Origin of the sequence: Qipengyuania algicola, assembly GCF_042492175.1 — a bacterium.
GTDB lineage: Bacteria > Pseudomonadota > Alphaproteobacteria > Sphingomonadales > Sphingomonadaceae > CAJXSN01.
Genome location: NZ_CP170453.1, coordinates 948,696 through 967,322, shown reverse-complemented (window position 1 = coordinate 967,322; position 18,627 = coordinate 948,696). Strand labels below are relative to the sequence as shown.

Sequence of the window (18,627 nt, the reverse complement as noted above, 5' to 3'; positions counted from 1 at the left end):
GAACACGCAATCGGGCTTGAGAAGACGGCACTGTCCTGCGATGCCTGCAAACACTGGATCGAAGGGAAGCTGGACACACAATGCGTGCCCCACGGGCCCATATGCGCGAGGTTTCCGCGACGGCGGCTATTACCGGTTTGCGGATGGCGGGCGCTGCCCTGTCATTCGCGCTGGCAACGCTTCTTTCGGCCCTCTTGGGCGCGGGCGATGCAGGACGGTTTTTTGCAGCAATCAGTTGGGCGACCGGTCTGACAATCATCGCATTGTGGGGCTTCCCGCAACTGGTCCTTCACGAAATTCCGCCGATGCTTGCCCGGGCGAGAAGGGCTGCGGTGGGGCCACTCATCCGCTCGATGATGGCCGCCAATGCTGCGCGTCTCTTCGGCCTTCTCGCCGTTTCGGGTCTGGGCGTTCTTGCCTTCCGAGCAATAACCGGCGCGGGAGGGGCGATCATGGATATGCTCTTCGCCGCAGCTGCAGCGTTCCTTTTGCTGACGATCCGAACCGCGACCTCGACGGCCAAGGCCTTGGGGCTGCCGGGCCGGGCAACCGCGCTCGAATTTGTCCTGGTGCCCGGTCTCGCCATCGGTTTGTGTATTCTCTTTCTGCTCGGTGGCGACGCCGACTTGTGGGGAGCTATAGTGCTCTACATCGCCACGCTCGCTGTAGCCGCCGCTGCTGCATACGCCGGGCTCCAACACCAGCTTCCCGGCTGCCGCTTCGCCCGGCGGTCCGATCCCGCGCCGTGGAAGCAGCGCCGGTTTGTGTTTGCGCAAATCGAGACGGGGCAGTTTCTGACGGCGATGGGTGCAATCGCATTTCTCCCGCTGGTTCTGTCCTCTTCCGACGTCGGGGTGCTCAATCTGGTCTTGCGGATCGCCGGTCTGGTCTCGCTCGTCACGGCGACCATTCCCTCCATCTTCATCCCGCGGCTGGCGACACTGCAGGCGGAAGGGGACAGGGCGGGATTTGCCCGAACGCTGGGTTCGCTGCGCCTGATCATGGGAATGTCGGGCGTGGCCGCCTATGCCGCTATTGTTCTCCTCGGACCCGGCATCCTGGCGCTCGCAGGACCGGACTTCCTGGCAGGCGCGCAGGCTTTGCCATGGGCCGCAGCCGGGTTTTGTGCCGCGCTCGTACTGGGCCCTGCCGGAACCGAGCTGACCTTGCTTGGCCACGAAAAAGTTCTCCGCAACACAATTTTGCCGCTGGGCATCTTGGGTGTGGTGGCGAGCCTTGTGGCCGGATGGCTGGCAGGTCCTGTCTGGGCTTCTGCCATGCCCGGTGCGGCAGCCTTTCTGGCGCGCGCAGCCCAGCTTGCCATTCTGCGGCAAGTGCGGGCGCGGACAAATCAGGGCGGGGCCGCGCCATGAACCCAAGCACACAACCCCCAAAATTCTCGATCCTTATCGCAACCTACAACGCGGCGGAGCCACTGCAACGATGCCTCGATAGCATCGCCCGTCAAAAGGCGGGGCTATACGAGGTCCTGATTGCGGATGGAGGATCGACCGACGGCACACATGCAATTGTCGAAGCGAGCGACCATCTTGTGGCGCATCGTATCTTTGGACCCGATGGGGGGCCTTACGATGCATGGAACAAGCTCCTCCCGCATGCGCGCGGCGAATGGATTATGTTTCTTGGTGCGGACGACCAGCTCGCCACTCCCGACACCCTGCGCCTCCTTGCCGAGCGCTGCGCCCGGCTTCCGGTCACGGCACCGCAGCTCGCTTTTGTTTTCGGAGTCACCGAATTCGTCGCCGGTGACGAGATTATTGAGCGGTTTGGCGAACAAGCGATGCCTGGCGACCAGCATGACCTCGCCACGGATTTTTCGCTTTCGCATACAGGCCTGCTCCACCACCGCGATTTGTTTTCCGCTTTCGGCCCGTTCTCGGCAGAATACGCAATTGCAGGCGACGCGCATTTCATGCTGCGCAGCGCGCTCGACCCGCGAACCCGGTTTTTCCATGCGCCCTTTCCGGTGGCGCGGATGGCCGCCGGTGGCCTGTCGAGCAGCGTTGCCTCGCGGGTGGCTTGCTATGCTGAAGTGGAGAAGGCGCGCCGCGAATTGGGGGTCAAGCCCATCCGACCGCACTGGCTCGCTGCACTCCAGTTCCGCTCAGCCCTCGCTGCCCGCATTCAGACGGTTCTTGGGAAAAAGGCCCTGCTGTTGGCCGCCAATCTCTACCGCACGCTGTCGGGCAAACGCGCGCGGAGCGATTATCGATGAGCGGCCTTCCTCCGATACTGAAACTGCATAACCGCTACCGTCAGACGGGCGGAGAGGAAGCGGTGGTCGCCGCCGAATATGCGTTGCTGGCATCGGCTGGTCACGACGTATCGCTGCGCGAGATGGACAATGCCGACATAGCCGGCCTCTCGGGGAGTATGGCCAGCTTTGCCGCTGCGTCGGGCAGCGAAAAGTCCGGCGCATGGCTGGAGCGACTGCTCGACGAGACGGGGGCGGGCATAGTCCATGTCCACAATTTCTTTCCTCTGCTCTCGCCAACCATCCACCTGACGGCCGCCCGACGCGGTGTGGCTGTGGTGCAGACCCTCCACAATTACCGCCTGCTCTGTGCTGCCGCTACATTCCTGCGCGATGGCGAGGTATGCGAGAAATGCGTTTCGGGTGGCCGGAAATGGGCGCTGATACATCGTTGTTATCGCGGCTCTCTGGCTGGCTCACTGGCCAGCATCCGGATGCAGCGCGCCACAATCGGCAGTCGGCAATGGCTTAACGGTGTCCACCGCTTCATCGCGCTTTCCGAATTCGCCCGCCAGAAGATGATCGCCGGAGGATTACCGGCCGAACGCGTTGTGGTGAAGGGCAATTTTCTCGAGTCAGCGCCCGTTCCGCCGGAGACGCCGATGGACAAGGGAACCGGCCGGACCGGCGTGATTTATGTTGGACGTCTGTCGGCAGAAAAAGGTTTGCGGGAGTTGATCGAAGCATGGCGTGCGCTTCCCGATATCGCTCTGGCAATCATTGGGACCGGACCGCTGGAGGCTGAACTGAAAGCGGGGGCACCGCCCAATGTTCGCTTTGCCGGGTATTGCTCGGCGGAAGAGGTAGCCAGCAAGATGCGCTGCGCCAGCCTGCTCGTTATGCCGTCGCTCTGGTATGAAGGATTCCCGCGCACGATGGTGGAGGCGTTTGCCCGTAAATTGCCGGTGATTGCCAGCGATCTTGGTAGCTTGCGCGAAATTGCCGGGGAAGGCAGGCTGGCCCGTCTTGTCGAGCCGGGTAATATCGACGCATTGTCGGGCGCTGTCCGACAACTGATGGGTTCCGATGACGAGCGCGGCAGGCTCGCCGAGGCAGCGCACGGCGCGTATCTGCAACACCACACCGCGGAAATAAATTTGGGCAAGTTGGAAGACATCTACCGCGCAGCATTGGGGGAAGTGGCTCAAGCGCCGGCCACAGGGCTCGGGAGCCGATCATGATATCGAGAACCCTGACCCCCCAGCAACTGACATCTGCCGAAACCGCGCCGCCCCAGCAAGAGCACGCACAGACAAGCGCCGGAGAATTGCTGCTCGCGGCGCTGATGCTGTTCTACGCGTGCCTCTTCCCTTGGCTGCGTGATGCCGGTGTCGCCGCGCTCGCCGTTCCGGCGGCAGCAACCGTGGCTCTCGCTCTGATCTATGGCCGCCGATACATACAGTTCTCCCTCATCCTGCTGGCGGCTATCGGGATGGTCTACGTCGCCCTGTCCTGGGCGGGGATAATGCATCGCGGGATCACCCTGCTTTACCAGCAATCGGCCATTGTCCAGCAAGCATTCTATACTGTGTTTCTGGTCGCTCTCGTGCCAGCCTGCGCGCATATCTGGTCGCAGATAGAACAAGACAGGCCGGGTTGGCGTGCGCTGGAAATATGCGTTCTGATCGCTGCCTTGGCCAGCAAGATTGCGCTCGCTCTTTCCGGGCAGAGAACCACCGACGGATCCGGGTTCGGTATCTCGCAGCTCATCAATGCGGATATGATCGCCGTGGTGATCATCGCCCATCTGGTGGTGTTCAATGAGAACCGCCCGGCCTTGGTGCGGTTTCTGGTCGCAGCACTGCTGCTGCTGTCGGCTGGCTCGTTTCAATCCGTTCTCGTTGTGTCGGCAATGATCGCGCTGCTGGCTCTGCCGCAATTTGGAAAGATGATCGCTGCTGGCGTGTTTCTAGGCCTGTTCGTGGTGGCCTTCGCCGCGCAATTCTATGCCCAAGCCATATGGTGGTGGGACTACAATACCGGCATCCGGCTACTCTTCTGGCGGGATGTGTATGAGCGGCTTCTGGCCAGTTGGGGCACTGGTGTCGGGTTCGGCACGGAGACGATCCGCCCTGTCTACCATATCGGCATAGAGGAGCATGTCATCTCCGGTTTGGAGCGGACGGGCTACATCCATGTCACCGCCCACAATGCCTATGTCGATGCGTTCTACCGGATGGGCATTTTCGGGGGAGTGGCCTTGCTGGTCTATGTCTTTGCCATGTTCGCCCGCACGGTCGACCCTGCCCGCCAAAGCTCCGGCTTCGACTGCTGGGTTTTCGCAACGCTGGCCATATCGCTTATGGTCAATGTGGCGCTGGCCAGCGTGGGTTTTATGATCGGCACCGGGCTGCTGATGGGATGGTTGGTCTATCGTCACCACGATGCCGATTCGATCCCAGTGGCAGAACGATGGGCGCAGGCACCCTGACGGTGACGTCAGGATGACCGATCCGTGATGAACAAGACACTGGTTTGCATCGCCGGATATGGCCGATCGGGCAGCACAATGCTCGAAATGCTGCTGGCCCGACGCTTGGACGCGCTGGGTCTGGGTGAGGTAAAATATGCGTGGAGCCGCGGTTTCCTGCGCGGAGACACTTGCTCCTGCGGAAAGGCGGCGCAGGATTGCCCATTCTGGCAGGCGGCGTTGGGCCGGGTGCGGCAAGCAATCGGTAAAGGGCCAAATGAAGCCGAGGCTCTACGCAATGCGGTTGAGCGCAACCGGCACCATTGGGCGCATCGGCTGCTGGGAATTCCCTCGTCCCGCTATGACGAAGCGCGGGCACAATATGTCTCGCTACTGTCGCAAATTTATGCGCAAGCCGAGGCCTTCGGATCCGGCGACTATCTGATCGACAGCAGCAAAGACCCGGCGCATGTCGATCTCGCGATTGACGCATGGTCTGGCAGGACCGTGGTCATCCACCTTGTGCGCGATCCGCGTGCCGTGGTGTATTCTCGCCGCTATTCCCGGCGCAGCCCCGATGCGCTTCGTCAGAATGGTGTTCTGCGTTCCTGCACCGAGTGGAATGCGATCAATGTCGCCTCTGACAAACTTCGTCACCGCGCAGAATACGCGCTGGTGCGGTATGAGGATCTGTCCACCGACCCGGGCGTGCTGCACGAGCTGGTGACTCAGATTGCCGGTGGCGATACGCCCCCGCCGAACTCGACCGGCGGCGGGACAGGTCACGCCTTGTCAGGCAACAGTATGCGGTGGGAAGTTGACGGGATCGAAGCCCCCGTGCTCGATACGCGCTGGCACACTGCACTCCCGGCTTGGGAGCGCAGGCTGACAGGTGTGTTATGCGCCCCGGTCATGGCGCGATACGGCTATTCGAGCGCGGCGGACTAGTCAGCGCCAGTCGAGCGCAAAATCCGGACAGGTGGACCCTGCAACCATGGCAGGCGAAGTGCCCCGGCCGCTCATTTCATCGAAGGCCTCTCGCGCGATTGTGTTGCGCGGATCACAAAACCTCAAACCGATGGCGAGGCGGGGAGGATCGGCAATAAGACCCTTGCCCTCGAACCGGCTGACGACCGATTTGGCAGTGCGCTTCGCGAAAGAAACAAACGGGTTCCGATTGCTGTTGTCACCCAGACGATCGACCGAAGCGTGCAGTGTGGCGGGGTGGAACAGGAAGAATTCGCCCGGCGCCAGCGGTATCGCTTGGGGCGCGGCAGCGCCGCTCATCCGCTGATAATAGGGCGTGCCATACCCTGTGCCCGCTGTCTTCTCGATCAGATGAAATCCGGCTGTCTGGCGCTTCTCCTCGCTCCACAGATGGCTGCCGGGGATCACTTTCATGCAATTGTCCGCAGGCGCATCGGTGAGCGCGAGATGTGCGGTCAAATGATCCTCAGAATCCGCCAGCAAGGTTGTGAAGCGGTCGCTGTGCCAGCCAAGGCCGCGTCCGGGCCTTCCAGTGAAGACGTGGCTGCGCCACAGCAGCAATTGCCCGGAATACACGGCTCTCACGGTTTCGATCAGCGCTTCGGCAGTGGCGGCTTTGCGCACCGAGGGAAGATCGAAATGGCGATTGCGGCGGGCGTGGGCAGAGTAATTGTCATCGCGCAATTCCGCGCGCAATTCCTCCGCAGCCAAGGCGGCGTCGGCCTCTGAAATCGCTCTCAAAGGGCCGACAAAGCCGTCCTTCGCAAAATCGCGGGCAAGCATTTGCGGATCTGTCATACGCCGAGTGCCTGTTGCAGGTTTGCCCGCCATTGCTTGGCTCGCAATCGCCAACCGCCCCGCGCCACGATCTTGCGGCGATACACCGTGTGTCCGGCTCCCGCCCAGCGCGGGCGATCCAGCAAGGCGCGCACGAAGGGATAGACATCCTCAGGTGACTGATAGCGTTCCGGACTATCGGTCTGCGTGCCCAACAAGCCAGTTACGGTCTGCCCCGGATAAAGCACATTGGCCTGCACATTGGCGCGGCCTTTGCGCTGCCACAGGATTTCGTGCGCCACGCTCTGGGTCAATCCCTCAACCCCTGCTTTCGAGGCGCTGTAAGCCGAGGTGACGGCTCCGCCAGCATGGGCGGAGCGGCTTCCCAGAGTTACGATGCGCCCGAAATCCCTTGCCAGCATGCCGGGCAAAACGTGATGTATAGCCAAGGCTGGAGCGAAGAGATTAGCCTCCATGATCTTCCGCCATTCTTCCATGTCAAATGTGGCGAGCGCGCTTTGCGTATAAAGGCCAGCGGCATTCACCAGAATGTCCACGGGGCCGGTGTTCTGCTCGATTTCTTGCATTGCGCGCGTCACGGCCTCTGGATCGGACATATCGCACCGCACCGGATCAATCCGGCCGCCAGACAATTGTGCTGTTTCCTGCAAGGTAGCCTCGGTTCGGCCGGTGATGGCAACCCGCGCACCATCCTTCACCAGACCCAGCGCAACGGCGCGGCCAATGCCCGTCCCACCGCCCGACACGAGGGCTACACGGCCAGAGTAATGCAGCTCTGATTGTCGCACTTGGCGATCCTAAACAAAAAACTGGGGAAGGCCACACTGCATTAAGGGATAACCCGTAATAACGATGCTATAAAACAAATAAAGCCGACCACACGGCGCGAGGTGAGCAGCGATGCTTTACCGTGTAGTCAGGCCGGGTCCACAACCTCGCATGATGTCTGCTGGTCTTATGGCCTAGCAGCTGGCGGCACGGGTGAAAATTTTCGAGTTCAATCTCTTCTACAACGAGCATGACGCCTTGACGATCAAGCAGGGCGAGGCGGCGCGTTGGGTGGATGAGCTGCACTTGTGCGAGGCGACGCGAACATTCCGTGGGCAGGCGCGCGCTTCCTCCGGTCTACAAGCAGATGATTTTCTGCGCATTCACCAGTTCGACGGCGACCGTTTCCACCCTGAATACAAATGGGGCCTCAGCCGTTACGCGCCGTTCTTCCGGCGCAAGGATATGGCGCGCAAGAACGAAACGATGCAGCGCAATGCGGTGCACGATCTGATCCGGCCAGGTGACGACGATATCGTGATCCTAGCCGATGTCGATGAGATCATCGATTCCCGCCATGCAGAGGCGATCGTTGCGGCGGCACGGGAACACGGGATCGTGTCCATCCGGCTGCGGCACACCTTCTTTTTCCTCAATCTGTTTTCGACCCGGTTCCACGAAGCATGGCCAGGTTCGCCGCCGGATTATGCCTACCGTATTTTCGTAATGACCGGCGCGTATTTCAACACGATGCGCCGTACATCCGATCGGTTGCGGCGCCTTGGCGAATGGAACCGGCTGGGCGGCGAAGTGCATCTGATGGACGGCTATCGCGGCACCCATCATTCGTGGTTAGGGGATGCGGAAACAGCGTTCACGAAGCTGAAGTCCTACGCTCATCGGACCGAAGAACATGATCCCGATCTGGTCGATGCGGCGAGCGGGGAGATTACTCTGGCGCGCCTGGCGCAGGCAATCAGCAACGGGCGCAGTCTGTTTCCCGGCGACCACCTGGAGCAGCGCGCGCCGGCTGATGCAGCCTTACTGCCCTTCGTGGCCGACAATCCGGACAAGTTTTCGCATCTGATGATGGAGGCTGCGTGATCATGCTCGATTATCTCGCGCAGCTTGTCCGGCATGGCAGGATCGACCCGGTCGAATACTACGTCAGCGACCGGCACCGCGCTGTTTACGTCGAGAATGCGAAAGTCGCCTGCACAGCAATCAAGGCGGCGATGTTTCCCGATGCTGCCGCGAAGGGTCTATCGCAAACCGCGTTCCACGAGGCATTGCGCGGCCATGCGCATCACCGCCTGCCGACCATCGCATACAATTACCTTGTATTCACATTCGTTCGCCATCCCGAGGCCCGCCTGCAAAGCTGTTATCGCGACAAGGTCCAGCGAAACGCGCACGAGGACGGCCCCTCGATCCTTCACCGCCGGTTCCATCGCGGCCTGTTTGCCACCTTGGGCGGTGTCGACATTCGTGCCGACGGCTTGCCGTTTGAAAGATTTGCAGAGGCGGTCGCGCGGATCCCCGATCGCGTATCCGACCGCCATTTCGCCAGTCAGTCGCGCGCGGTCGAGGCTGTCCAGCGTGCCGAGAATTCCTTCGTCGGGCAGTTGGAGACGCTCCGCAGGGATTGGGCCGAAATTCAGGCAATGACCGGACTTCCCGATCTGGCGATTGCCAACCGCTCGGCAGCCGAAGGCGGGACAACTGCCACGAGTCCGGTTGCCCGAAGCGTCATCGCCCGGCGCTATGCTCGCGACTTCAAGGTGTTGGGTTACGCTTATGAATGAAGTGTCCCACAACTTCGCATCCTACGATGTGCTGGGCGTGCCGCTGACGGTCACGACCCCGACCTTGACGGCCGAAGCCATCGAGCGCTGGGCGCAGGATTCCGTCGGCCGGTTCGTCTGTTTGCGCGACGTCGCAAGCCTGATGGCGATCCGCGACAATCCCGATCTTGCACCGCTGCACCGGGATGCCAGTGTCATCACTCCCGATGGAAGGCCGCTTGCGGAGCTCGGCAAGCGGCGCGGCTTGCCGGTCGAGCAGACGTCGGGCTACGATTTGTTCGACGCGGTTTGTAGCCGCTCTGCGGAAAGCGGGCTGAAGCATTATATTTATGGCGGCGACGATGGGGTGGCCCAGCGATTGGCCGAGATCATGCGGGAAAAATATCCCGGCATCGCAATCGTGGGAGTCGAAACCCCGCCGATGGGCGATCCGGATGATCGGACCGCGCAGGCCACCCGGGATCGCATTCGTGAATCGGGCGCGGATGTTGTGTGGGTGGGCCTGTCCTCGCCTCGCCAGGACGCATGGATGTGGCGCAATCATAAGGACCTGCCGCAAACCCTGATCGGTATCGGAGCGGCGTTCGATTTTCACACCGGTCGTAAGCGCCGTGCCCCGAGGATTGTGCGCGTCATGATGCTGGAATGGCTTTACCGGTTGCTGGCCGAACCCAAGCGGCTGTGGAAACGCTATCTGGTGCTTCTGCCGCGCTTCGTCACACTTGTACTGGTCGATAAGGGACGCCGCGAACGCAGGGCGTTTCGCCGCCACAACATTTCCCCCGAGTAATGGCGCAGTCAGGCACTGGCGATCTGCCGTCTGCAAACAGCAAGCGCGCGACGCCTCGCGTAACCGTCATCTGCATCTTCCTGAACGAAGAGCGGTTCCTGCGCGAGGCCATCGATAGCGTGTTGGCGCAGGACCTCGACGATTGGGAACTCGTGCTGGTCGATGATGGCTCTGTGGATGGCAGCACCGGCATTGCACTGGAATTCGCCGAGAGCGATCCGCGGATCAGCTATCTGGCGCATCCCGGACATGCCAATCTGGGAATGAGCGCCTCGCGAAATATCGGTGCCGCCGCCGGATCGGGGGAATTCGTCACATTCATCGATGCGGACGATCGCTGGCCAACCGATAAGCTGACGCATCAGCTCGCCATCATGGACGCGCACCCCGAAATCGCCATGACCGCTGGCGCGATCCGCTATTGGGACAGCTGGCGCGGGGGTGAGGACCGGATCGAACATTGCGGCGTGGTGCGCGGCAGCGTGACCCCGGTTCCCGAAGCATTGCTCGGTGTGTATCCGCTCGGCAAAGGGGGCGCCGCTGCAGTCAGCGCACTCATCCGGCGCAGCGCATATGAAGCAGTCGGCGGGTTCGAGGAGCGCTTCCCCGGGTTCTACGAGGATCAGGCGTTCTTCGCGAAGATCTACGCCCAATTTCCCGTGCTGTTCAGCAGCGCTTTGTGCCAGGATTACCGCCAGCACGATGATAGCTGCTGTGCCCGTACCGAGGCTGCCGGCCTCTATCTGGAAAAGCGCTCTGATCTACTGAAATGGCTCGAAGGCTATGCGGCAAACCTCGACACGGATTGGCAGCCAAAGCTTGTGGCGGCGCTTCACCGCGAACAGCGGCGTCTGCGATGGAGAAAGCTGAGGCAGGCGCTAATATCCTTGCTGGGCAGGAGTTAGCGGCGGGCCACGAATGGCCAATGTCGCAGGATGGTCGCAGCCGTGGGGAACCGCGTCTTGAACCGAAAGCGCCAAAGCGTATCGGTCGAATGCATCATCACGCGGGGCAGGTCATACAGGTCGCTCGCGGGCGTTACGCGGCGATCAGCCAGACCCCAGCCGGCGGCATAACCTGCATCCTGCACAGCCTGCTTAGCGGCGGCATTCTTCTCCCCAAAAGGGTAGGCGAAGTGGGACGGGACCGGCAGACCGGCCGCTGCAAAATCCTGCCGCGGCCCGTCGATCTCGACCCTGAGATCGTCCTGTTCCAATCCGCTCAAATCCGCGTGAAAACGGGAATGACTGCCCAGAGTGACCCCTGACCGGCGCAATTCTGCCGCACCCTCCCGGTCAACCAGCTGGCGCGGCAGCGCCCCTGCAGGCTGGTCCCAGACATTTGTCTCGCCAAGCCGTCCGGAGACCAGAAAGGCAAGCGCCGGGATGCCATCTGGCGCCAGCAGCGTGTTCACTGCCGCCGGCAAATCATCATAGCCATCATCGAATGTCAGCAGGACCGAGCGGTCCGGCACCTGCGCAAGGCCCCGCGCTACGGCCAGTGCGGTGTCGGCTGTGACGAAGTGGAAGCCGCGCCGGACGAGCGACCGGATATGGTCGCGGAACAGCGCGGGCGGGATCGAATAGGCTGCCAGCACCGGATCATCCGAATGATCGGCGATCGCATGATAACACAGCACAAGCACCCGCTTGCCGGAAGGGATGCCGCCCGCGTCCCGAACCCCCGACCACCAATGGATACGCCGCGCAATATCGAACGATTTCGCTTCGCCAAGAATCTTGGCCAACCATTCCGAGGCGGCGCGGATCCCGGGGATGCGGGCCACCCATTTCAGCACCAGCCGGTCAAGCGCCCGGTCTGCGCCGCTGCCAGATATTAGCCCGGCTGCATGGCGGGGATGGGTCCGGCAAAAATGGATGTCGGCTCGTCCCTGTTCGAACGCCCGTTTGATCATCACGTCAGGCGCAACATTATGCACTTGCCACGCTCTGGCAGCCGGTGCGGCAGCGATTGCGCCATGGTCCAGCAGGCGGACGGCAAGATCGGTGTCTTCCCGGCCGTATCCGCCATTCGAAGTGTAGCGTTCCTCGAAACCGCCAATCGCCTCGAACGCCTGACGCCGAACAGAAAAATGTCCACCATAGAGCGCGAAGGGATCGCTTGCGCGGGGTCCGTCGAGCGCTCCCTCGGTCCACTCTCCGACCCCTTGCGTGAGGAAATTGACATCGGATTGCTCATCCAGCCCGATCCACCCGGCGACGGCGACAACCGATGGCTCGAGAGCCGCTGCATGCTGGCCAAGCAAATCGGGCGCGACCCGCATGTCGTCATCGAGAAACAGCAGAATGTCGCCCTCGCTACTCCGTGCCCCGGCATTGCGCGCGGCGGCGAGACCGGCATTGTCCTGTTCGATGATGTTGAGAGGGTACGGCAGATCGAGGGCGCGCAAAGCCTTGGCGGTATCGTCGGTCGATCCATCGACGACGACACAGACGGACCAGTCCCCGGCATACTGCAGCTTTGCCAAAGACTGCAGCGCGCCTGTGACGAGCTCACGCCGCTCATAGGTTGGAATGACAATCGAGAAACTCGGCAGCTTCATTGCGCCGCCCGTTCCAGCGATTGAAAGTAGGCCAGAATTTCGATCGGCCCGCTCTCCGTGACCCGTCCCTCGCGTAGAACGATGCCGTGGGTGCAGGCCGCCAATGTGGCGCTCCGGTGACTGATGACAATTGCTGTGTGGAAATGCTCGCCGCGCCTGAGCAACGCGACGATCTCGGCTTCGGAGGGAGCGTCGATAGCGCTGGTAGCCTCGTCCAGAACCAGAATGTCGGGCTTGCGCAGTAATGCTCTGGCGAGAGCGATGCGCTGTCTTTGTCCGCCCGAAAGCGCCCGGCCGCCGGGGCCGAGCGGCGTGTCATAGCCTTGCGGTAGCGCTTCGATCATCGCAGCAGCCCCGGCATCCTGTGCCGCCTGCAAGATGGCAATGTCCGAAGCGCCCGCTGACCCGAAGCGGATATTCTCGCGCACTGTTCCCTCGATCAGCGCGATGTCCTGACCGGCATAGGCCATGCGTGCGCGCCACAGCGATGCGGGAATGGTCTCTGCAGGTGACCCATCGTGCAGCAGGGTTCCGGCATCCGGTTCAGACAGGCGCGCGATGAGGGAAACGAGTGTCGATTTTCCAGCGCCCGTCGGCCCCATCAGCGCGGTGATCGATCCGGCGGGAATGTCGCAATCCACGCCAGTCAGCGCTCCGTCACGACCGGGATAGGAATAGGAGACCTCGCGCAGTTCCAGGGTGCCCGTCAGCTCTGGCACTGCCGCGTTGTCGGGCGGAGGCGTTTCGCTTGCTTGATCCAGCAACCATTCGACTTCGGTCATGGAGCGGTGCCGCGCGGCAAGTTCCACCCGGGCCTGACTGAGAGTTGCGGCATAAGGGTAGCTGCGCAGGAGGATCAGCAGGAACGCCGCGAGCGCGGGGGCGGGGCGTTCAAGCGATATCCCGCTGAACAATATCAGCAGGAAAAGCCCCGCAAGCAGCAATTCCGAGAACGGACCGGTGAGGGCCGCCAGCCGGCCCACCGCGAGGATACTGCCGGCTGCGTCCTGACTCGCTTGGGCAAATCGCGCCTCTTCGCGCTTCGCCTCCCCGAACAGGCGCACTGTGCGCACACCCTCGACCACCGAAAGCATTTGCCATCCAAGCACGCGGTTGGCGGCCGTCGCTGCCGCGCCCAACCTCCGCTGGCGGCGCTCGATCAGACGCAGGATCAGCCATAGAACAAGGCCCGCAGCCACAACGAACCCCAGCATTAGCGGATCGAGCCAGAGCAGAAGGCCGCCAAACAGCAGCAATCCGGCCAGTGCGGGAAGGGTGGACAGGCCCGCCCGCGCAGCCTCGGCCACGGCCCAGCTGTCGGTCGAGAGCACATGCAGCAGGCGCGCGCGTTCGGCAGAGAGATAGGTCGCGAAGTCGAGCGAAAGGATCCGGGCGCCCAGAGCCTCTATTAGACGTCGCGCAACGGAGACATCTATCCGCGCAATGAGGAGTGCATTCGCCGATTGCAGCACGGTTTTCAGAATAACCGCCATCAGGATCAGAGAGCCGAGAACCGCAATGCTCGCTTCGGGGCTCATGTCGCCTGCGAATTCGGCTAATGCCCCCAAAGGTTCCGGCAGGGGTTCTGTGGAAGATGGCGCCAGCAATATGGCCGCAATCGGCACCAAAAGGCCAATCCCGATCCCCTCAAGCAGGCTGACGATCAGGCCCAGGAAGACCACTAACGGCCAAACGCGCGCTTCGCTGCGAACAATCGCGCCTAGGGGTGTCCGAGAATCAACCAGCGGACTTGCACCCGGAAGGATAAATCCGTGGTCCTTCACACCGTCGCCTTAAGTCGCTGATTGCGATAGGATGCTGCCAATTGCACGCAGCAACGCAAATCGCCGTTAAGTCGCACCCTGAAACTCTGGCCGGTCACGTCCCTATTGTCCTCCACCATGTCATCCACTGCAAGCACGGTGCCCGCAAAGGCGGAGGATAGCATGCGCGCGGCCATTGTGGTCACAACCTATAATCATGCGCACTTCCTTGGTCAGGCGCTCGAGAGCATTGCGAACCAGACCCGCGCGCCTGACGAAGTGGTAGTGGTCGATGATGGGTCGCAGGACGATCCCGCATCGGTGACCGCCCGGTTTCCTTTTGCCCGCTTGGTGAGAACGGAAAATCGCGGGCTGGCCGCAGCGCGAAACACCGGACTGGCGAATGTCACCGCCGATGCGGTCGCATTCCTCGATGCGGACGATATCCTTTACCCCGGCGGATTGCAGGCGGGCCTGACTGCGCTTGCCAGCAATCCGGGCGCGGGATTGGTGCACGGGGCTTTCTGCTATCTCGACGCCGATCTGGGGTCGCCCAGCGCGCCGCGCTTGCGGCGAACCGGCCCGGCAGCGCGGCAGATTCTGCTCAGGGAAAACGCGATTCGAATGCACGGGGCGGTGATGTACGACCGGGAGAAATTGACGGACATTGGCGGGTTCGACGAAACGCTGCCGCTGGTGGAGGATTATGACGCTTATCTTCGCATGGCGGCGCGGTACCCTCTGGCTTCGCATGGCGGAGTGGTTGCGGGTTATCGGCGGCACGCGGGCGGGCTTTCGGCCAATGCACGGGCGATGTTCGATTGGACGCGGACGGTTCATCGCAGGCATGAGCCGGACCGGGCCGAAGCGTTGCTGCATCAGGCGTGGCTGGACGGAGAGCAGCATTGGCTCTCGGCTTTTAGCGAGCTTGCGTGGACAGGGCGGCCCGATATGGAAGGGCGCAATGTCTGGTCCGACCGTAAACGCCTGATGCGCATCGCCCCGCGCCTGACCCCGCCAGCGGCGCTGCGTGCGCTTGCGATACGACTGTTGCCGGCGCCGGTTGCCGACTGGCTGCGACAGATCCGGCGCGGCCCGGTCGAGCCGCCCACCGGTGAAGTCGATCTGGGCGATCTGGGACGGATTGCGCCGATCAGCGCGGATTTCGGGTTTGCCCGCGGTACTCCGGTTGACCGGCTGTATATCGAGCGCTTCCTCGAGCGGGAGCGGGCTGCGATTAGCGGGCGCGTGCTTGAATTGGGTGATCCCGGATATAGCGAGCGCTTTGGCAAAGGGATTACCCGGCAGGATGTCCTGTCGCTGGATGATGGGCCGGGTGTGACGCTGACCGGAGATCTCGGCACGCCCGGGACTCTGCCCGACCAAGCCTTCGATTGCGCCATCGTTACGCAAATGTTGCAAATGGTGTTCGATGTCGGGTCGGCGGTGCGCGAATTGCATGCCAGCCTTTCTTCCGGGGGAGCCTTGCTGGCGACATTGCCGGGCATCACGCCTGTTCGTCCCGAGGCAAATGAGGGTTGGTATTGGTCGTTCACCGGCTCAGCGGCCAAGCGCTTGTTTGGCAATGTGTTCGGCCCAGATCAGGTCGAAGTCGAAGTGTTCGGCAATGCTTTTTCGGCGACCTGCTTTCTACAGGGCATTGCGCAAGAAGACATCGGCCCCGGCTGGCTCGATCCGGTCGATCCGGCCTATCCGGTGATTGTCGCGGTGAAAGCGGTGAAGGCCTAATCCGGCCCTACAACCTAATCCGGAACCGCAAAGCTGCCCGACACCCTGCCATTGCCGGTACTCACTGCTGGCTCTCCGGTGACCGAGCTGGACCCGGCGGCGCTGCCGTCCACGCTGGAGACACCGCTGCGCAGATCGATGGTTAGCCGCCCGCCATTCAGCGTATCGCCGCCGCGCGCGAGGCGGACATTGCCTGCCATGGTGATGATCCGCCGGTTGAAATCATACACCGCCACCTCGCCCGAGGCCCGCTCGTTGCCGCGCGTCACGGTCACTCCGCCGGTTGCGGTGATGCGCTGGATGGAAAGGCTGCCCGCATCGCTATAGTTCACCACGGTGCGGCCAGCACGCAAAGTAAGCGCGGCCTGGCTGATGACGACATTGCCTGCCAACACCACGCGGTTCTGCTTGTCCTGCAGTTCCAGCCGGTCTGCGGCATAGCTGACAGGCGCGTTGGAATTGTGCGACGCGATGGCCTGTGCATCCAGCCGGATGCCGGTCGCCACCACCAGCGTGACGGCAAAGCCCAGCATGGCAGAGCGCAGCGCGGTCGATGTCAGGCTTCGTTTGGCCGTGCTGTCATTAGGGCGCATCATTGCATACTCCTGAGGGCTCCGGGTTCCATGCGCATCCGCGCATTGCCGGTCAATGTTACGGTGCGTTCGGGCAGATCGATGCGCAGCGCGTCGGCCGAGAAAGTGCCCGCGGGTATTTCGCCGCTCACGCCGCCACTCCCCACCAGTTCCCGCGCGTCGAGATCGATCGATACGCCGTTGGCTGCGAGCCGGTACCCATCGGCTGCCGTCAGTCGCAAGGTACCGTCCACATCCACCACATCGTCTCGGATCAGATAGCGTCCATTGGGCGCACGGAGGCTCGCGGGGCCTTCGGGCAATTGAATGCGCGCGACCATATCGTCCAGCCGCAAAATGCCTTCTTTCGTGGAGCGCTGGACGGCCTCGTCCGCTGTCAGCGAAAAGGGCCGCCCCTGACTGTCGGAACCGCGCACCATCGCATTGTCGACCCGCAGCCGTTCGTCGATCACTGCCACCTCGTCACGGTCGAGCAGAAAGCTGACTTCGCCGCGCGGGGCCAGCGGCGTGATGATCATGAGCGCAGCCAGAACACCGACTCCCATCGGCAACACTGCCGCCAGCACGCGCACCAGCCTGTCATGAAAGCCACCGGGTGCGGCGAAGCGCTGGCGTCCGCGCCGCAATGCCCGTGCATCTTCGCTGGTGATCCGCTCGCTCATCGCCTGTGCGTATCAGCCTTCGTGGCTGAACAGGTCCTTGTCAGCCCAGCCAACCAGATCCAGCCGTGCGCGGGTGGGGAGGAAATCGAACGCCGCCTGCGCCATCTCCATCCGGCCCTCGCGCTCCAGTCGCTTCTCCAGCTCCACCTTCATCCGGTGGAGATAGCGCACATCGCTGGCGGCATAATCGCGCTGCGCCTGGCTGATGTCCGGGCCGCCCCAATCGCTCGATTGCTGCTGTTTGGAGATGTTCTCGCCCAGCAGCTCCTCGACCAGATTTTTCAGCCCGTGCCGGTCGGTATAGGTGCGCACCAGCTTGCTGGCGATCTTGGTGCAGAACACCGGCGCGGCTTCCACGCCCAGATAGTGCTCGATCGCCGCCAGATCGAAGCGGGCGAAGTGGTACAGTTTCGTGCGCGTTCGGTCGGCCAGAATCGCTTTGAGGTTTGGCGCCTCATAGCTGCTGCCGGGGTTGAAGCGCACGAGATGCTCGTCTTCCCCGCCATCGCTGATCTGCACGATGCACAGCCGGTCGCGTGCGGTGATCAGCCCCATCGTTTCGGTATCGACGGCAAGCGCGCTGTCGCCCTGCAGCACGCCGTCCGGGAGGTCTTCTTCATGAAAATGTACAGCCATAGCTAGCGCTCCTAGGCGTATCGGGGATTGAGGGGAAGAGTGGATGGCGCGGGCGCGATGCACCGCCTAGCGTGCCAGTATGAGCGAGACAGTTCCCGAAAGCTGGCGGCCTGTGCTGGAGCCTGTTCTGGCCACGGCCGAAGTACGCGCGCTAGGCGGCTGGCTGCGGGCCGAAGAAGCTGCGGGCAAGGTGATCTACCCGCCGAGGGGCCAGCGGCTCCGCGCGCTGGAGCTGACCCCGCCGGAGAGCGTGCGTGCGGTCATTCTGGGGCAGGACCCGTATCACGGGCCGGGGCAGGCGCATGGGCTGGCGTTCTCTGTGCCCGAAGGCGTCAAAGTGCCGCCGTCGCTGGTCAACATCTTCAAGGAATTGCGCGCCGATCTGGGCGTAGAGCCGCCGCAAAACGGCAATCTGGAGCATTGGGCGAAGGCGGGCGTCCTGCTGCTCAACACCAGTCTGACAGTGGTGGCCGGGCAGGCGGGCAGCCATGCCGGACGCGGGTGGGAGGCGCTGACCGATGCGATTGTCGCCAGCGTGGCAGCGCGCACCGAGCCGACCGCATTCGTCTTGTGGGGCGCGCACGCCCAGAAGAAGGCGCGGGCCATCCCCGCTTTGCGCAGCCCCCATCATCTGGTGATCGAAAGCCCGCACCCGAGCCCCCTCTCGGCCCATCGCGGCTTCTTCGGCTCCAAGCCGTTCAGCCGGATCAATGCGTTTCTGGAGGCCAACGGGCGCGGGACCATTGACTGGTCTGGCCCAGCGCGGGAACGCTGAACCCTGTCCTAAAGAGTGTGACTTTCGCCGCATATTGCTGAAACAGTTGCCGG

The 18,627-nt window shown here is 62.5% G+C and carries 18 protein-coding genes; 11 read left to right on the top strand and 7 right to left on the bottom strand.

The annotated features are described in order from the left end of the window. Window positions 1-80: 80 nt before the first annotated feature. Genes ACFCW2_RS04605 through ACFCW2_RS04585 form a run of 5 tightly spaced genes read left to right on the top strand, consistent with a single transcriptional unit; the run spans window position 81 to window position 5,633 of the window. Complete coding sequence (locus ACFCW2_RS04605; protein ID WP_379548453.1) at window positions 81-1,373, top strand: lipopolysaccharide biosynthesis protein; 1,293 nt, start codon at window positions 81-83, stop codon at window positions 1,371-1,373. Beyond that, the gene (locus ACFCW2_RS04600) at window positions 1,370-2,236 is read left to right on the top strand and encodes a glycosyltransferase (protein ID WP_379548452.1); all 867 of its coding nucleotides are present in this window, start codon (window positions 1,370-1,372) and stop codon (window positions 2,234-2,236) included. The genes ACFCW2_RS04605 and ACFCW2_RS04600 overlap by 4 nt, the downstream gene beginning before the upstream one ends. Further along, entirely contained in the window at window positions 2,233-3,456 is a 1,224-nt protein-coding gene (locus ACFCW2_RS04595; protein WP_379548451.1) for a glycosyltransferase family 4 protein, read from the top strand. The genes ACFCW2_RS04600 and ACFCW2_RS04595 overlap by 4 nt, the downstream gene beginning before the upstream one ends. After that, window positions 3,453-4,706, top strand: coding sequence for a hypothetical protein (locus ACFCW2_RS04590; protein ID WP_379548450.1), 1,254 nt, complete (start codon window positions 3,453-3,455; stop codon window positions 4,704-4,706). The genes ACFCW2_RS04595 and ACFCW2_RS04590 overlap by 4 nt, the downstream gene beginning before the upstream one ends. 27 nt (window positions 4,707-4,733) lie before the next feature. After that, entirely contained in the window at window positions 4,734-5,633 is a 900-nt protein-coding gene (locus ACFCW2_RS04585) for a sulfotransferase (RefSeq protein WP_379548449.1), read from the top strand. Here ACFCW2_RS04585 and ACFCW2_RS04580 read toward each other — a convergent pair whose 3' ends face one another. Together ACFCW2_RS04580 and ACFCW2_RS04575 are read right to left on the bottom strand one after the other, a co-directional pair. After that, complete coding sequence (locus ACFCW2_RS04580) at window positions 5,634-6,470, bottom strand: phytanoyl-CoA dioxygenase family protein (protein ID WP_379548448.1); 837 nt, start codon at window positions 6,468-6,470, stop codon at window positions 5,634-5,636. Beyond that, complete coding sequence (locus ACFCW2_RS04575) at window positions 6,467-7,258, bottom strand: SDR family NAD(P)-dependent oxidoreductase (RefSeq protein WP_379548447.1); 792 nt, start codon at window positions 7,256-7,258, stop codon at window positions 6,467-6,469. The genes ACFCW2_RS04580 and ACFCW2_RS04575 overlap by 4 nt, the downstream gene beginning before the upstream one ends. Window positions 7,259-7,451: 193 nt before the next feature. Between ACFCW2_RS04575 and ACFCW2_RS04570 the strand changes: the two genes are divergently transcribed. From ACFCW2_RS04570 to ACFCW2_RS04555, 4 genes are read left to right on the top strand one after another with little or no spacing between them, the layout of a single operon-like run. After that, the gene (locus ACFCW2_RS04570; protein WP_379548446.1) at window positions 7,452-8,342 is read left to right on the top strand and encodes a hypothetical protein; all 891 of its coding nucleotides are present in this window, start codon (window positions 7,452-7,454) and stop codon (window positions 8,340-8,342) included. Between the two features lie 2 nt (window positions 8,343-8,344). Next, entirely contained in the window at window positions 8,345-9,043 is a 699-nt protein-coding gene (locus ACFCW2_RS04565) for a sulfotransferase family 2 domain-containing protein (protein WP_379548445.1), read from the top strand. Continuing rightward, window positions 9,036-9,833 carry a WecB/TagA/CpsF family glycosyltransferase gene (locus ACFCW2_RS04560; protein ID WP_379548444.1) on the top strand — a complete coding sequence of 266 codons (798 nt, stop codon included), beginning with the start codon at window positions 9,036-9,038 and terminating at the stop codon, window positions 9,831-9,833. Before ACFCW2_RS04565 ends, ACFCW2_RS04560 begins: the two co-directional genes overlap by 8 nt. Further along, on the top strand, window positions 9,833-10,738 hold the full coding sequence (locus ACFCW2_RS04555) for a glycosyltransferase family 2 protein (RefSeq protein ID WP_379548443.1): 906 nt from the start codon (window positions 9,833-9,835) through the stop codon (window positions 10,736-10,738). Before ACFCW2_RS04560 ends, ACFCW2_RS04555 begins: the two co-directional genes overlap by 1 nt. Here the strand turns inward: ACFCW2_RS04555 and ACFCW2_RS04550 are convergent. Together ACFCW2_RS04550 and ACFCW2_RS04545 are read right to left on the bottom strand one after the other, a co-directional pair. Next, on the bottom strand, window positions 10,735-12,396 hold the full coding sequence (locus tag ACFCW2_RS04550; RefSeq protein ID WP_379548442.1) for a glycosyltransferase: 1,662 nt from the start codon (window positions 12,394-12,396) through the stop codon (window positions 10,735-10,737). The genes ACFCW2_RS04555 and ACFCW2_RS04550 overlap by 4 nt on opposite strands. Then, window positions 12,393-14,078 (bottom strand): ABC transporter ATP-binding protein, encoded by a 1,686-nt coding sequence (locus ACFCW2_RS04545; protein ID WP_379548441.1) that lies wholly within the window; start codon window positions 14,076-14,078, stop codon window positions 12,393-12,395. Before ACFCW2_RS04545 ends, ACFCW2_RS04550 begins: the two co-directional genes overlap by 4 nt. Window positions 14,079-14,342: 264 nt before the next feature. Between ACFCW2_RS04545 and ACFCW2_RS04540 the strand changes: the two genes are divergently transcribed. Then, entirely contained in the window at window positions 14,343-15,908 is a 1,566-nt protein-coding gene (locus ACFCW2_RS04540; protein ID WP_379548440.1) for a glycosyltransferase family 2 protein, read from the top strand. Window positions 15,909-15,922: 14 nt separating this feature from the next. Here the strand turns inward: ACFCW2_RS04540 and ACFCW2_RS04535 are convergent, their stop codons facing one another. From ACFCW2_RS04535 to ACFCW2_RS04525, 3 genes are read right to left on the bottom strand one after another with little or no spacing between them, the layout of a single operon-like run. Beyond that, window positions 15,923-16,501 (bottom strand): LptA/OstA family protein, encoded by a 579-nt coding sequence (locus ACFCW2_RS04535; protein ID WP_379548924.1) that lies wholly within the window; start codon window positions 16,499-16,501, stop codon window positions 15,923-15,925. Then, window positions 16,501-17,163, bottom strand: a complete 663-nt coding sequence (gene lptC / locus ACFCW2_RS04530) for an LPS export ABC transporter periplasmic protein LptC (RefSeq protein WP_379548439.1) — start codon at window positions 17,161-17,163, stop codon at window positions 16,501-16,503. Before lptC ends, ACFCW2_RS04535 begins: the two co-directional genes overlap by 1 nt. Before the next feature lie 12 nt (window positions 17,164-17,175). Then, complete coding sequence (locus ACFCW2_RS04525) at window positions 17,176-17,799, bottom strand: ribonuclease D (RefSeq protein WP_379548438.1); 624 nt, start codon at window positions 17,797-17,799, stop codon at window positions 17,176-17,178. A gap of 79 nt (window positions 17,800-17,878) precedes the next feature. Here ACFCW2_RS04525 and ACFCW2_RS04520 point away from each other — a divergent pair, with 79 nt between their 5' ends. After that, window positions 17,879-18,574 (top strand): uracil-DNA glycosylase, encoded by a 696-nt coding sequence (locus ACFCW2_RS04520; RefSeq protein WP_379548437.1) that lies wholly within the window; start codon window positions 17,879-17,881, stop codon window positions 18,572-18,574. Window positions 18,575-18,627: the final 53 nt, after the last annotated feature.